The following is a 14,517-nucleotide window of genomic DNA, read 5'->3' on the forward strand; positions in this document are numbered from 1 at the left end:
TCACTAAAATTTTTTGAAAGCGAACTATGAGTGATATTAAAAAAGTTGTCCTCGCCTATTCCGGCGGACTCGATACTTCGGTCATCCTGAAATGGTTGCAAGATAATTATCAATGCGAAATCGTGACGTTCACCGCCGATCTCGGCCAAGGTGAAGAGCTCGAACCGGCGCGTGCCAAAGCGATCAAATTCGGCATCAAACCGGAAAACATTTACATCGACGATGTGCGCGAAGAATTCGTGCGCGATTTCGTCTTTCCTATGTTCCGCGCCAATACGATTTATGAAGGCGAATACCTGCTCGGCACCTCGATTGCGCGTCCGCTGATTGCCAAACGTCTGATCGAGATCGCCAAAGAAACCGGTGCCGATGCGATTTCCCACGGTGCTACCGGCAAAGGCAATGACCAAGTCCGTTTCGAACTCGGTGCCTATGCCTTGATGCCGGGCGTGAAGATCATCGCCCCATGGCGCGAATGGGATTTGCTGTCGCGTGAAAAATTGATGAAATATGCCGAAGATGCCGGCATCGCCATCGACCAGAAGCATAAAAACGGCGGTGCGCCGTATTCGATGGATGCCAATCTGCTGCACATCAGTTTCGAAGGCCGCCATTTGGAAAACCCAAGCGCCGAAGCGGAAGAATCGATGTGGCGCTGGACCGTCAGCCCAGAACAAGCACCGGACGCGCCGGAATACCTCGATTTGGAATTCGAACGCGGTGACATCGTCGCCATCAACGGCGTACGCATGTCGCCTGCCACCGTACTGACCGAACTCAATCGTGTCGGTGGCAAGCACGGCATTGGCCGGCTCGATCTGGTCGAAAACCGTTATGTCGGCATGAAATCGCGCGGCTGTTACGAAACCCCGGGCGGCACCATCATGCTGCGCGCGCATCGCGCCATCGAATCGATCACGCTCGACCGCGAAGTCGCGCATTTGAAAGATGATCTGATGCCGCGTTACGCCAGCATGATTTACAACGGCTACTGGTGGGCTCCGGAGCGCGTAGCACTGCAAACTTTGATCGACCATACACAACATACAGTCAACGGCTGGGTGCGTCTGAAGCTGTACAAAGGCAATGTCATCACGGTCTCGCGCGATTCCAAAACTGATTCGTTATTCGACATGAACATCGCCACCTTCGATGAAGATGGCGGCGCATACAACCAAGCCGATGCCGGTGGGTTCATCAAACTCAATGCGCTGCGTCTGCGTATTGCCGCCAATGCCCGCGCTAAACGCGGTCAATAATCGAGCGACAGCACTGTTTCTCTCCTGAGCCCGCGCAACACTGATGCGGGCTCTTTGTTTGGATAAAAAATGAGCACACAATTCGATCAAGTCAGCGTCGTCAAAAAAGCCAATCTGTATTTCGATGGTAAATGCATCTCGCATACCGTCCTGTTCGCTGACGGCAGTAAAAAAACCATCGGTGTGATTTTCCCATCGAGCTTGGTATTCAATACCGGCGCGGCGGAAATCATGGAACTCAATGGCGGCCAGTGTCGCATACGCTTGGCTGGTGACAGCGCTTGGCATACCTACCAAGGCGGCGAACAATTCAGCGTTCCGGCCAATTCCAGCTTTGAAATCGAAACACTGGAAACGCTCGATTACGTTTGCCATTTCGTGTAAGTTGTCCTTCACGAATAAGCAAAAAGCGCAGCCACGGCTGCGCTTTTTGCTTATTCAATCAGATCTCAATCGCGATGATCGCCACGGCCGCCACGGTCACCATGATCGCCGCGATCGCCACGGTCACCATGATCACCACGGTCATTGCGCCGCTCATCACGTCGTTCATCATGCCGTTCATCACGGCGCTGTTCAAAATGCTCTTCGCGGCGTTCCTCATGACGCTCTACCGCGCGGCCATTGTTCCACTCACGCCCACGTTCACGGTACTGCGGTACGAATACATTGTTGTACCAATTATTGTGAACGAAATACACTTGACGGCCGCATGCACCGTAATTGCCACAATACCGACGCCAGTTACGCGACTGCGCTTCCGGTACCCGCAGATACATTGGCTCTTCAACATATCCATACGATGGGCGAGCAATCAAGATCGGCTGATTGTAAATCAACTGCGGGCGACCGCCATTGCCGATATCGATTTGTCCATAGAAACCCGGTTCACCGATAGACACGGAAACACCGACGTTACCGGCAAATACAGGGCTGACTGCCAAAACGGTCAAGGCAGCAAGTAGTAATTTTTTCATGATGGTCATCCTTTGACTGGTTATTGACTTAACGCAACAGCAAGGCAATCCGATGACAAGAATGGAAAATAAGTGCCTCGGCATAGCGGGTCAGGACCAAGGGATGTTGACGTATTGCTGCCTGCAGGAGTAGGATTGAATCCTATCGAATCGGAGATTCAACATGCGAACTACCCGGCAATTGAATATCACTTTGCCAAATGAACTGGCGGATATCATCAAAACGAAAGTGGCGGCAGGCGAGTATGCCACCGAGAGCGAAGTCATCCGTGACGGCTTGCGCGCCCTGATAGCTCGTGACCATGCTGTGGATAACTGGCTGATCCAAGAAGTGGGACCCTCCTATGATGCCCTGAAAGCAGACCCGGCACGGGCAGTAACGATCAAACAATTACGGGCATCCCTCGCGGCGGAACACAAAAAGGTCAAAGCAATAGTGTGATGCAATCTCAGATCTTGGCGAGCTTACGGAAATCGCGCGGCCGAAAGCCCATCACACCGAGCGCCGCAAAATAACTGCCGGCAGACGCCACGATCAGCCCCAGCAATATCGCCGCGCGCAGCAACGGTGCCTGCTTCATACCCAGCCAATCGACTTGATCTGAAATCAGCGAGGCTACTGCCGCCATGAGCATGAGTGCGGCAGCCAGCTTAAGTAAAAACATAGGCCAGCCTGGTTTCGGGGTAAAAATGCCGCGTCGACGCAGGCCGATGAACAAGAACAAAGCATTGATACAGGCACCCAAACCGACCGACAAAGCCAGGCCGGCATGAGCAAAGCGCGGTACGAAGATGAGATTCATCAATTGGGTGGCGATCATCACCGTAACAGCAATTTTCACCGGCGTGCGGATGTCTTGACGTGCGTAAAATCCCGGTGCCAGAATTTTCACGACAATCAAACCGATCAAGCCCAGACCATAGGCGACCAAGGCATGCGACGTCATCTGCACCGCATGGGCATCAAATTTACCATGATGGAATAAGGTCGCCGTCAAGGCTTGCGGGATCGTTGCCAGCGCCACGCCAGCCGGCATCGCCAACAAAAATGTCAGGCGCAAACCCCAGTCGAGCAAAGCCGAATACTCGACGGTATCGCCATCGGCATTGGCTTTCGACAGACCGGGCAAGAGAATGGTGCCGAGTGCCACGCCCAGCAAGGCGGTCGGAAATTCCATCAAGCGGTCAGCACTGGCCAGCCAACTGGTACTCCCGGCCGCCATGTTCGAAGCTAAGCTGGTATTGATGAGGATGCTGATTTGCGAAGCCGACACGGCGAGAATCGCCGGCAGCATATTGCGCAAGATGCGGCGCACGCCCGGGTCTTCCCATGCCGTACCGGGACGCCAACCTATGCGTGGCAACATGCCGATCTTGATCAGTGCCGGCACCTGTATCGCCAATTGCAATACCCCGCCGACAAACACGGCAATGGCCAGCGCATAAATCGGTTGCGCCAGATAGCGCGATAAAAACAAGGAACCGGCAATCGAGCTGAGGTTATACACCACCGGTGTGAAGGCCGGTACTTTGAATTCGCGCCAAGTATTCAAAATCCCACCGGCCAGCGCCACCATGGACATGAAGCCGATGTAGGGGAACATGATGCGCGTCATCACCACGGTCGCATCGAACACGCCGGGCTGGGAAGTCAGGCCACTGGCGGCGAAATACAAGATCAGCGGTGCGCCGATGATGCCTAGCACACAGGTCAACAGCAAGGCCCAAGTCAGCAAGGTGGCGACATGGTCGACCAATTGTTTGGTCGCGCGCGCGCCCTGCTGGCTTTTGTATTCGGCTAAGATAGGCACAAAGGCTTGGGCAAACGCCCCTTCGGCGAACAGGCGGCGCAACAGATTCGGAATGCGAAACGCGATATTGAAGGCGTCGGTCAGCGCATTGGCACCGAATTGCGTGGTAATGAGCACATCGCGCGCCAGACCGGTGATACGCGAGAGCATGGTCATGCCGCTGATGGAAGCGAGGGTTTTTATTAAATTCATGGTGCCGCATTATATATCGTGCACCGCAATATCTTTCGAAACTGCGTGGATTTGCTACACTGGAGTCTGTCCATCACCTACTGGAGTTCATCGATGTCGCGTTTTCAAGCTGCTTTGCGCTGCATACTGTTACTGGCCACGTTCTGTTGCAGTGCCGCCCGGGCTGCGGCACCCGTAACAACGCCGCTCGACGCCGCGGCACAAGCGCTGTTTCAATCAGGCTTTCAAGGTGCGGTGCTGGCCGCACGCGGCGAGCGCATCCTGCACCAGAGCGCCAGTAAGAACTTCGGCCCACTCACGCGCAGCTTCCGTTTCGCCTCTATTACCAAGCAAATGACCGCGATCATGCTGATGCAAGAAGTCGAGGCAGGTCATCTGCAACTCGATGCGCCGCTGTCAACTTGGTGGCCCGATTATCCGAATGTGGCCGCGCGTGCGATCACGCTGCGCCAATTCATGATGCATTATTCCGGCCTGGCTAATGACAATGCCGACCCCGGCTTTCACATGCAAAATGCCGGCAATGGTGACGACATGCAGAAATTTGCCACCGGCTTGTGCGCCGCTCCGCTCAAGAGCGTGCCCGGCAGCAGTTTCGATTACAATAATTGCGATTATCTGGTGCTCGGCGCTTTACTTGAACGCGTGACTGGTCAATCCTTCACCGATTTACTCACACAGCGGATCTTCCAAGTGGCCGGCATGCGCCATGCCGGCTTGTACAGCGCCGCGCATGTCGACGATGCCAGCCATCTGCATGGCATCCTCGATGGCAAACCCGAGCCGGCCGTGAATTTCGCCAGCTATGCGGCGGCCGGCGGCAGCTATGGCACGCTACAAGATTTGCTGGCCTTCGACCGCGCCTTCCTCAATGGCAAACTGCTGTCTTCCTCTGCCCGCACCGTGATGACCACGCCCAATGCTGTCGGTGGTGCGCTCGGAGTGTGGGTCTATCCTTTCCGCGCAGCCAATGCCGAGCAGCCTAGCGTGATCGTCGAACGTCAGGGTTGGATCGCCGGCGTGCGCATACTCAATCTCATCGATCTGCAGAGTGGAAATATTCTCATTCTGGTCAGCGCCGATGGCGACCTCGATCTGAGCCAAACCTGGGCCGAGCACGGGCCGGCTGCGCCCTTGCTCAAGGCTTTGTTGCTGAGCAAGTAAGCGAAAAAACCTGCCAGCGTCCCGGATTTTGCCTACGGCGCGGTCGTTGCTTACTGTTTTGAACGCATACGATACAATAGATTCAGTAGCCTGTAAAAATGAGCTGACAGTAGTATGCTTGTTTTTTAAAACTCGCTAAGCTTGACGCTTGTTACAAATGATGAAAGGTAACACCATGATTGATTACCATCCAATTATCACCATGGAGCCAGGAAAACGTTCCGGTAAGCCATGCATTCGAGGCCTGCGCATCACTGTGCAAGATGTTCTCGACTGGTTGGCCTCGGGCATGACTACCGAGGAAATTTTGCTCGACTATCCGGAATTACAACGCGACGACGTACTCGCTTGTCTTGCCTATGCGGCAGGAAGGGAACGCCATGGTGCTATCTTCCAAATGACAGCATGAAATTACTACTCGACGAGAATCTGTCATATCGCATTGTCGCATCGCTGCAAGGAAGCTATCCTGGCACGACGCATGTCAGGCTGACAGGCTTGGAACGTGCCGATGACAAGGCGATTTGGCAGTTCGCCAAAGAAAACGATTATGTAATCGTCACCAAAGATGAAGATTTCCACGGTTTATCCGGGCTGATCGGCCATCCTCCTCGAGTGGTAAGCCTATGCTTAGGCAACAGCTCAAACCAAGCCGTCGTCAATACCCTGCTCAATAATGCCGATACCATCATTGCTGCTTTTCTCGATCTGGACATTGGTTTTTTGGAAATCAGCTGACTTTTTTCACTTACCCGATCATACGCTCCCCTTGCGCTTGTCGGTTGGATCAGATACGGGCATGAGCAAGATCTGAACGCCGTCCGTATATGGCGATCGAACGAGCTGCACGAGAAGACCGCCTGTACACTATGCTGCAAGTGCCCCTCAAGCCATCCCCTCCGCCATCAGACTCACCGCAATTTGATGCGTATCTTTCAGTGTTTGCAAGACGATGTTAGAGCGGATATCAAGCACGCCGGTGGTTTTATACAGGCGCTCGAGTACGAAGCTGGAATAGTGTTTGAGATTTCTGGCGCGCACGCGCAGCAAATAATTGGCGTCACCGGTGATGATGTAGGAACCGATCACTTCCGGCCACTGCTGCAAGGCTTGCGAAAAATTTTCATGCCATTGCTCTACATCGCGCCGCATCGTCACCTGCACAAAGGCATCGACCTCAAGGCCAACCGCTGCCGCATCGATCACTGCGCAGTAATGGTGAATAATGCCGCCCTCTTCAAGCATGCGCACGCGGCGCAGACAAGCGGAAGGTGAGAGGCACACGGTATCGGCTAATTCTTGATTGCTGATGCGGCCGTCGCTTTGTAAGCTATGCAGAATTTTTAAGTCGGTGGCGTCGAGTTGCATAGTCATTTTTTCCTGAAGTGTGCGCTGCATCAAGTCATTTTCAATTTATATTTTAAAATAATACTTATTCTTCGCAGTATATTCGAAATAAGGCAAAATTCACGCTGCAGTTTGCAAGAATTCTCCAAGCATTCCGGCATAAAATAAGGGTATTCCCTATTTACAAAGAGCGGAGCGTTTTTCATGCAACAGCAAATCCTGTGGGACATCAGTCCGACGCTGCGGCTCGGCATGCCGGTCTGGCCTGGCGACAGCGCCTATACCAGTGAAACCACGTGGCAGATTGCTGATGGCTGTCCGGTCAAGGTCAGCAAGCTGAGTATGTCGACCCATACCGGCGCGCATTGCGATGCGCCTTCACATTACGATGCGCACGGCCGCGCCATCGATGAAGTCGCGCTGGACAGCTATCTCGGGCCCTGCCGCGTGATTCATTGCCTGGGCGTGAAACAAGTCGATATGGCACAGATTCTGCCATTTCTCGCGCAACTGCCGCCACGCGTTGTATTTCGCACCTATCAAACGGCGCCGCAAGCGCACTGGGATCCTGACTTTGCCAGCATCAGCCCGGCCGCCATCGATTTACTCGCCAGCCATGGTGTGCGCTTGGTTGGCATCGACACGCCCTCGCTCGATCCGCAAGAAGCCAAAGTACTGATGGCACATCAGCGGGTACAGGCACACGGCATGGCCATCCTCGAAGGAATAGTGCTCGATGAAGTCGCCGCCGGCGACTATGAATTAATTTGTTTACCTTTAAAGCTAGCCGGCCTCGATGCCAGTCCGGTACGCGCCCTACTCAGGAGATTCGTATGAACCCCATTTTGACCCGAGACGATTGTGAGCAGCTCGATCGCGACGATGCGCTGGCCGCCTTGCGCAATGAATTTCTGTTACCACCAGAGGTGATTTATTTGGATGGCAATTCGCTCGGTGCCCGCCCGAAGGCGGCACTCGAACGCGCGCGCCAAGTCATCGCCGACGAATGGGGCCAAGATTTAATCAAGAGTTGGAACAGTGCCGGCTGGTTCGATCTGCCATCGACCTTGGGCGACCAACTCGCCCCCTTGATCGGTGCCGCCGCCGGTGAAGTGGTGGTGACCGATTCGACTTCGATCAATTTGTTCAAAGCCATCGCCGCTGCACTGCAGATGCAAGCCGCTGACAGCCGTCGCAAAACCATCATCACCGAGCGCAGCAATTTTCCTACCGATATTTACATGGCCGAAGGTTTGACGCGCTGGTTAGATCGCGGTTACCGGCTGGTGCTGATCGACCAGCCGGAACAATTGGCCGAGGTGATCAATGAAGAAACGGCGCTGGTCATGCTGACCCATGTTAATTATCGCAGCGGTTATCTGCACGACATGACGGCAGTGACTGCTCTGATTCACGCCCACGGTGCGCTGGCACTGTGGGATCTGGCGCATTCAGCCGGGGCCGTGCCAGTAACGCTCAATGCCGCCGCGGCCGATTTCGCGGTCGGTTGCACTTACAAGTACCTCAACGGCGGCCCCGGTGCACCTGCCTTTATCTGGGTACCCGCGCGCCATCAAGCGGCGTTTTCGCATCCGCTCTCGGGCTGGTGGGGGCATGCCAGCCCCTTCGCCATGGAAGCGGGCTTCACGCCGACGCCAGGGATTCGCCGCGCGCTCTGCGGCACCCAGCCTATGCTGTCGTTGGCCTTGGTCGGCTGTGGTTTGGATGTATTCGGCCACACCGATATGACGGCGATTCGGGCTAAATCGCTGGCACTGACCGACCTCTTCATCAACTTGGTCGAAGCACGCTGCGCCGCCCATGGGCTGGAACTGGTAACGCCGCGCGCGCATGCGCAACGTGGCAGCCACGCCAGCTTCAAGCATCCGCATGCGTATGCGCTGATTCAGGCGCTGATAGGACGCGGCATCATCGGTGATTACCGTGAGCCAGCGGTGATGCGCTTCGGTTTCACCCCCTTGTATCTGCGTTTCGTCGATGTCTGGGATGCGGTCGAAGGCTTGCGCGACATTCTCGATCATGCCGCCTACGATACCGATTTGAAACGCAATGCAGTTACCTGAGAAAGCACAGCACATGACCGATACGACTCCAACTGGAAAATGCCCGATGGCTTGGCATGGCGCGCAACTCGATTTTTCGACATCGATGAGCTATGGCGACTATCTCGGCCTCGACCAGATCCTGACGGCGCAGCATCCGCGTTCGCCGAATCATAATGAAATGCTGTTCATCATCCAGCATCAAACCAGCGAATTATGGATCAAACTGATGCTGCACGAATTGCACGGCGTGCGCCGGCATATCCATGACAATGATTTGCCACCGGCTTTCAAAATGCTCTCGCGCGTGGCGCGCATCATGGATCAATTGGTGCATGCCTGGGATGTGTTGGCGACCATGACACCGAGCGAATACACGGCGATCCGCCCCTACCTCGGGGCCTCGTCGGGTTTTCAATCGCATCAATATCGCGAACTGGAATTCTTATTGGGAAACAAGAATGCCACCATGATGGCAGTCCATGAAAGTCATCCCGGCAACTATGCCACGCTCGACGCGGCGCTGCGTACACCATCGATTTATGATGAAGCGATCGCCCTGATGGCGCGCCAAGGTTTTGCCATCGACAGCCATTGTTTAGAACGCGATTGGGCGCAGCCGCTGGCCGCTAACGAATCCGTCAAAGCCGCCTGGCTACAGGTGTATCAAGCGCCGGAACAGCATTGGACGCTGTATGAATTGGCGGAAAAACTGGTCGACATGGAAACCGCCTTTCGCATCTGGCGCTTCCGTCATGTCACCACGGTAGAACGTATCATCGGCTTTAAAACCGGTACCGGTGGCACGGCCGGCGTCAGCTATCTGCGCAAGATGCTCGACGTGGTGCTGTTTCCGGAACTGTTCTCGCTGCGCACCGCCCTATAAGCGGACACAAATAAGCGGACGCAAGCGAGACGGCGCTCAGGCTTCGGCCATGCGACGCAGCCGGTCTTGTTCATCAAGAATGGCTGATTCGATTTCCTCGAGCACAGCATCGAGATCGACCGGTGTGGTATCGGCGGCCACTTGGCCGCTGAGCACCACATCGGGGTTCAGTTCGCCGGCAATATACAGACTCCAAATTTCCTTGCCATACTGGGTAGCTGTCAATTGCGGCGCAAATTGCCCGAAATAATTGGCCAAGTTAGTGACATCGCGTTCCAGCATGACGGCCGCTTCGGTATTGCTGGCCGCATCAATTGCCTGCGGCAAATCGATGATGACCGGGCCTTCGCCATCCACCAAGATATTGAACTCGGACAAATCACCGTGGATCACCCCGGCGCACAGCATCAGCACCACTTGTTGCAGCAACTGAGCATGGTATTGCAACGCCATTTCCGGCGACAGTTCGACATCATTGAGACGCGGCGCGGCATGGCCATCGGCATCGGTCACCAAATCCATCAACAGTACCCCTTCGAAGCAGAGATACGGCGTCGGCACTTTGACACCGGCGGCGGCGAGCTTATAAAGCGCATCGACTTCGGCGTTCTGCCAGACTTCTTCTTGCATCTTGCGACCGTAACGACTGCCCTTTTCCATCGCACGCGCCTGCCGGCTGTTCTTGACCTTGCGTCCTTCCTGGTACGAGGCAGCCTGTTTGAAACTGCGCTGACTGGCTTCCTTATAAACTTTAGCGCAACGAATTTCTTCACCGCAGCGCACCACATACACGGTCGCTTCCTTACCGCTCATCAATTGACGCAAGACTTCATCGATCAATCCCTCTTCTACCAGAGGGGCGAGTCGTTTCGGTGTTTTCATCGCATCCGGCCGCTTAAGGCTTGCGCGACTTGCGCTGTGGCGCGACGTGAGCGCGCGATTTATTGCGCAGATCGTAAATTTTCTGGGCATCCTCTTGCGCGCGCTGTGGCGTGCGCATTTCCGGCATATCGTCATGCAGGGTAAAAAAATCGCCGGCTTGGGCGCGCATGACGTGTTTGATCGCATCTTCATCGGTGAGATCAAATTTTTCCGTCATCAGGGTTGTGACTTCATCGAGATACGCTTCATAGGTCATCATAGTGGCAGTTCCTTGCTATACGGCGCATGCTGCGCCGAAATAATTAATCACAATGCAGTGTGGCATACTGAAAAAATCTCTTCACGCCACAGCAAAACATGCCATTGTACACGGCTGCGCCGACAGATCAGCATCTGCTGACCATGTTGTGCTGCGGAAAAGCATCGCATTCTCAGCTACAATGCCGCTTCCCTTGCAACATGCCAGACCATTGCTCCGGCCTCAGCGTGCCGAAGATTTACAGGAAGAATGACGATTATGATTATCCACGAAGCCTTACGCGCCTATATCGACCCGCTGACTGAGCAAGAATTTGCCGCGCTCGAACGCAGCATCCTGACCGAAGGCTGTCGCGATGCCTTGGTATGTTGGGGCGAAGTGCTGATCGATGGTCATAACCGCTATGCAATCTGCCAACAGCATGCCCTGCCCTTCAAAATCGTACAAAACGAACAATTCGCGAATATCGAAGATGTCCAACTGTGGATGATAGACAATCACCTCGGTCGCCGCAGCGTTTCTGATTTTCAGCGCGGCATGTTGGCTATACGTAAAAAAGAAATCATCACGGCGCGTTTACAATTGCAAGAATCGGCAGCAGCGGTCACGCTGTCAGAAAACGAGGTCGCGCAACCGATTATCAAAGCCACCCAAAGCCGCCAAGATATCGCCCGTGCCGCCGGCATCACCAGCAATGCCGTGGTGCAAATAGAAAAAATTCAAAGGACTGCCGCGCCGGAGTTGGTGCGTGCGGTACGCAACGGTACTATTTCCATCAGCGCCGCCGCCGCCGTGGCTTCCCTGCCCGAAGCCGAGCAAGTGGCAGCAGTCGCCGGCGGACGAAAAGAGTTACAGCAAGTCGCCAAGCAAATTCGCGATAAAGCACGCGCGCAAAAGAGCCCGACTGCCAGCGTGCCTGAGGCCGAGGCTGCGCCGACACAAACAACGACAGCTGGCGCGAGCGGGCACAGCAGCCCGTGGCATGACCGCGTCAGCGAACTCGAAAGCGCCAACGCCGTATTACATGCCCGCATAGCCGAGCTGGAAGCCGCTTTGGAACTGGCCCGCGCCGCGTAAACGAACTCGCCATGCAAACAGCCAAACCGAGTTTAGCGCGCCTGTTTCTGAATCGACCATCGACCGCCGAAGCGCTGCATCAAAAGCATTTGCAAGCACTGTCACAAGCCCGGCAGGGACGGCCCTTTCTGTTCGACGACGAGGGCTTGCGCATGCTGTATTTGAACCCGCAATGCATGCAAAGCGCGCTGTTGATCGATCAGCCCGAGCGCTTACTGTGCGCCTATTCGCGCGCGATGATGGCGTTTCTGCTGGCTTGCCCGGCCCCGCGCCATATCATACTGATCGGTTTGGGTGGTGGCTCTCTGGTCAAATACTGCTACCATCGTCTGCCAGACTGCCGCATCACGGCGATAGAAATCGATGCCGATGTGATCGCCTTGCGCGAGCAATGCCAGATTCCGCCCGATGACGAGCGGCTGCAGATCATTCATGCCGATGGCCGAGCCTGGTTGGCAGCCAATACCGACCAAGCCGATGTGATTTTGCTCGATGCCTATGACCAACAAGGTCTGGTTGCCGAACTCAATACCGCCGAATTTTACGCCTCGTGTCATCGCAATTTGCATGCCGACGGCGTGCTGGTGGCCAATGTCTGGGGCAAACCATCGACGCTGGCACCGATGCTGGCGCGACTACACACAGCGCTGGCGCGAACTGTGCATTTTTTCAAGTCTGCCGACAGCTATAACCTGCTGGTTTTCGCCACCCCCACCCCTTACATCAGCGCCCCATCGGCAGCACTGTGCGCCGCCCACCCGACACTGGGATTAGCGGAGCTGGCGCAAGACTGGCCGCTGCCACTTGATAACTATGAAGCAGCGAGCTTGCAGCGCTTGCGCAGTATTTTGGTAGCTGACGAAAATGTCCCGAATGACTATGCAGCGTGGAAGAAGCAAATTCTGAAAAAATTGGCTGACGTGCCGCTGTGACCGGGCTCATTGGCAATGCTGATGAATCCGCTTGTCTGCGGCCATCCAGCGCCATACGCAGCGCCAGTCCAGCCTGCATCCTTCCCGCATGTCTTTGGCGCCAAGCTAGCGTCGTTTTTAACACCGAAAATTCCATCATTTCTGGCTAAGGAACGCTGCGGGATTCCTGCCAAAAGCTCGCAGGAAGGACCTTACGAGCATTTAGGGTAATCATCTGTCTATCGCCCAAAGCAGCACAGGTCGATTGTCAAAAGCGCTGATTTCTGGCAAGCTGGCAATATATGTTTTGCCGCAACACATAGTCGGCAACCACCATTGAGGAGCTTGCCATGTATGATGAAAATGACTTTTTTGCCGTTGCCAAATTTTTGAAACTCGGTGTCAAAATCACCGTTAAAAATCCTATGGGGCAGAATCCAGCCTTTGAAACCAGCTTCCCTACCCCCAAGGGCGAGACCGTGCATTTGAATGAAAGCAGCTTGTACGATATCGAACGCAAGTTACGCGTCTTACTCAAGAGCGATGTCACGGTCAAAACCAAGCTGGCACCGTTCGTCTATCTCGGTACCAACTTCCGCGGTCTGCTGTTTTGTACCAAGGGATCGAACGAATATATTGTGCAAGAAACCCACGACCTCTTCGGTACCGCCTCGAAGCGCATCGTGCGTCAAGCCGATGAGTTCAATCAATTGCTGAGCTGAGCCGATAATTGGCAGCGGTCAATTCCACTACGATGAAATCGGCGTCTCCTTAACGGTGTAAATTGATGCTGTCGCGTGTTTCCAGTGCAACACGCCGCGCCGCCGCCGCATAGCTTTCACCGGCCGTGGCTTGCGCATACAGAATCGCGCGCGAGGAATTGATCATCATGCCATTGCCATCGGCCGTTTTGCCAGCTGCCACCGTTGCCGCAATATCGCCGCCTTGGGCACCGATACCGGGAACCAGCAAAGGCATGTCACCGATAATTTCACGCACGCGTGCCAATTCTTGCGGGAAGGTAGCACCGACTACCAGCGCACATTGGCCATTGGTATTCCATTTTTCCGCCACCAAGGCGGCGACATGCTGATACAAGGGCTTGCCATCGACTTGCAGAAATTGCAGATCGGAGCCGCCGGCATTGGAAGTCCGACACAGCACGATCGCGCCCTTATCTTTCCATTCCAGATACGGTGCCACCGAATCAAAACCCATGTACGGACTGACGGTAACGGCATCGGCTTGATAACGTTCAAACGCTTCACGCGCATACTGCTCGGCCGTGGCACCGATATCGCCGCGCTTGGCGTCGAGCACGACCGGAATTTGCGGATAGCGTGTTTTGATATACAGGCAAATGTCTTCGAGTTGGTCTTCGGCGCGCAAGGCAGAAAAATACGCGATTTGCGGCTTGAAGGAGCAAGCCAGATCGGCCGTGGCATCGATGATCGCTTTGCAAAAAAGCGTGATTGCATCAGGCTGGCCGGCCAATTCAGCCGGAAAACGGTTGACGTCTGGATCGAGCCCCACACACAGTAATGATTGATTGCCGGTCCATGCGCGGTGCAGTTTATTAATGAAAGTCACGGTTACCTCTGAATTTGCAGTATTTTTTTGGAATCAGCCATTATACCGTGGAGCAGCTGCAATAAATGCCGCCACCGACAACGACAAACTTGATTATCA

18 protein-coding genes are annotated in these 14,517 nt (G+C 54.7%); 12 read left to right on the forward strand and 6 right to left on the reverse strand.

Annotation, left to right across the window (positions count from 1 at the left end; genetic code table 11):
• Positions 1-26: 26 nt before the first annotated feature.
• Together QN359_RS02245 and QN359_RS02250 are read left to right on the forward strand one after the other, a co-directional pair.
• Entirely contained in the window at positions 27-1,259 is a 1,233-nt protein-coding gene (locus QN359_RS02245) for an argininosuccinate synthase (protein WP_322249096.1), read from the forward strand.
• A 69-nt stretch (positions 1,260-1,328) separates the two neighbouring features.
• The gene (locus QN359_RS02250; RefSeq protein ID WP_322249097.1) at positions 1,329-1,643 is read left to right on the forward strand and encodes a pyrimidine/purine nucleoside phosphorylase; all 315 of its coding nucleotides are present in this window, start codon (positions 1,329-1,331) and stop codon (positions 1,641-1,643) included.
• A 65-nt stretch (positions 1,644-1,708) separates the two neighbouring features.
• On the opposite strand, the gene QN359_RS02255 is transcribed toward QN359_RS02250, so the two are convergent.
• Complete coding sequence (locus QN359_RS02255; RefSeq protein WP_322249098.1) at positions 1,709-2,236, reverse strand: hypothetical protein; 528 nt, start codon at positions 2,234-2,236, stop codon at positions 1,709-1,711.
• 163 nt (positions 2,237-2,399) lie between these two features.
• Here QN359_RS02255 and QN359_RS02260 point away from each other — a divergent pair, with 163 nt between their 5' ends.
• On the forward strand, positions 2,400-2,678 hold the full coding sequence (locus tag QN359_RS02260) for a ribbon-helix-helix domain-containing protein (RefSeq protein ID WP_322249099.1): 279 nt from the start codon (positions 2,400-2,402) through the stop codon (positions 2,676-2,678).
• A 7-nt stretch (positions 2,679-2,685) separates the two neighbouring features.
• Here the strand turns inward: QN359_RS02260 and murJ are convergent, their stop codons facing one another.
• The gene (murJ, locus tag QN359_RS02265) at positions 2,686-4,239 is read right to left on the reverse strand and encodes a murein biosynthesis integral membrane protein MurJ (RefSeq protein ID WP_322249100.1); all 1,554 of its coding nucleotides are present in this window, start codon (positions 4,237-4,239) and stop codon (positions 2,686-2,688) included.
• Between the two features lie 93 nt (positions 4,240-4,332).
• Between murJ and QN359_RS02270 the strand changes: the two genes are divergently transcribed.
• The 3 genes from QN359_RS02270 to QN359_RS02280 all read left to right on the forward strand — a co-directional run bounded on the left by QN359_RS02270 (position 4,333) and on the right by QN359_RS02280 (position 6,141).
• A complete protein-coding gene (locus QN359_RS02270; RefSeq protein WP_322249101.1) occupies positions 4,333-5,403 on the forward strand; it encodes a serine hydrolase domain-containing protein in 1,071 nt (356 codons plus the stop codon).
• Between the two features lie 178 nt (positions 5,404-5,581).
• Positions 5,582-5,812, forward strand: a complete 231-nt coding sequence (locus QN359_RS02275; RefSeq protein ID WP_369124404.1) for a DUF433 domain-containing protein — start codon at positions 5,582-5,584, stop codon at positions 5,810-5,812.
• Positions 5,809-6,141 (forward strand): DUF5615 family PIN-like protein, encoded by a 333-nt coding sequence (locus tag QN359_RS02280; RefSeq protein ID WP_322249103.1) that lies wholly within the window; start codon positions 5,809-5,811, stop codon positions 6,139-6,141. The genes QN359_RS02275 and QN359_RS02280 overlap by 4 nt, the downstream gene beginning before the upstream one ends.
• A gap of 147 nt (positions 6,142-6,288) precedes the next feature.
• On the opposite strand, the gene QN359_RS02285 is transcribed toward QN359_RS02280, so the two are convergent.
• A complete protein-coding gene (locus QN359_RS02285; RefSeq protein ID WP_322251146.1) occupies positions 6,289-6,771 on the reverse strand; it encodes an Lrp/AsnC family transcriptional regulator in 483 nt (160 codons plus the stop codon).
• 183 nt (positions 6,772-6,954) lie between these two features.
• On the opposite strand from QN359_RS02285, the gene kynB reads away from it, so the two are divergent.
• From kynB to kynA, 3 genes are read left to right on the forward strand one after another with little or no spacing between them, the layout of a single operon-like run.
• Entirely contained in the window at positions 6,955-7,587 is a 633-nt protein-coding gene (gene kynB / locus QN359_RS02290) for an arylformamidase (RefSeq protein WP_322249104.1), read from the forward strand.
• Positions 7,588-7,592: 5 nt separating this feature from the next.
• Entirely contained in the window at positions 7,593-8,834 is a 1,242-nt protein-coding gene (kynU, locus tag QN359_RS02295) for a kynureninase (protein WP_322251147.1), read from the forward strand.
• A gap of 13 nt (positions 8,835-8,847) precedes the next feature.
• Positions 8,848-9,699, forward strand: a complete 852-nt coding sequence (gene kynA, locus QN359_RS02300; RefSeq protein WP_322249105.1) for a tryptophan 2,3-dioxygenase — start codon at positions 8,848-8,850, stop codon at positions 9,697-9,699.
• A gap of 36 nt (positions 9,700-9,735) precedes the next feature.
• Here kynA and QN359_RS02305 read toward each other — a convergent pair whose 3' ends face one another.
• Positions 9,736-10,581 (reverse strand): PA4780 family RIO1-like protein kinase, encoded by an 846-nt coding sequence (locus QN359_RS02305; protein ID WP_322249106.1) that lies wholly within the window; start codon positions 10,579-10,581, stop codon positions 9,736-9,738.
• Between the two features lie 13 nt (positions 10,582-10,594).
• Positions 10,595-10,840 carry a hypothetical protein gene (locus tag QN359_RS02310; RefSeq protein WP_322249107.1) on the reverse strand — a complete coding sequence of 82 codons (246 nt, stop codon included), beginning with the start codon at positions 10,838-10,840 and terminating at the stop codon, positions 10,595-10,597.
• Between the two features lie 249 nt (positions 10,841-11,089).
• Here QN359_RS02310 and QN359_RS02315 point away from each other — a divergent pair, with 249 nt between their 5' ends.
• The 3 genes from QN359_RS02315 to QN359_RS02325 all read left to right on the forward strand — a co-directional run bounded on the left by QN359_RS02315 (position 11,090) and on the right by QN359_RS02325 (position 13,550).
• Positions 11,090-11,917 (forward strand): hypothetical protein, encoded by an 828-nt coding sequence (locus QN359_RS02315; RefSeq protein ID WP_322249108.1) that lies wholly within the window; start codon positions 11,090-11,092, stop codon positions 11,915-11,917.
• An 11-nt stretch (positions 11,918-11,928) separates the two neighbouring features.
• Complete coding sequence (locus QN359_RS02320) at positions 11,929-12,849, forward strand: fused MFS/spermidine synthase (RefSeq protein ID WP_322249109.1); 921 nt, start codon at positions 11,929-11,931, stop codon at positions 12,847-12,849.
• Positions 12,850-13,178: 329 nt separating this feature from the next.
• Entirely contained in the window at positions 13,179-13,550 is a 372-nt protein-coding gene (locus tag QN359_RS02325) for a hypothetical protein (RefSeq protein WP_322249110.1), read from the forward strand.
• Between the two features lie 49 nt (positions 13,551-13,599).
• Here QN359_RS02325 and pyrF read toward each other — a convergent pair whose 3' ends face one another.
• Positions 13,600-14,418 (reverse strand): orotidine-5'-phosphate decarboxylase, encoded by an 819-nt coding sequence (pyrF, locus tag QN359_RS02330; RefSeq protein WP_322249111.1) that lies wholly within the window; start codon positions 14,416-14,418, stop codon positions 13,600-13,602.
• Positions 14,419-14,517 lie beyond the last annotated feature (99 nt).

It is taken from the genome of Undibacterium sp. 5I2 (assembly GCF_035019605.1).
Taxonomy (GTDB): domain Bacteria; phylum Pseudomonadota; class Gammaproteobacteria; order Burkholderiales; family Burkholderiaceae_D; genus Undibacterium.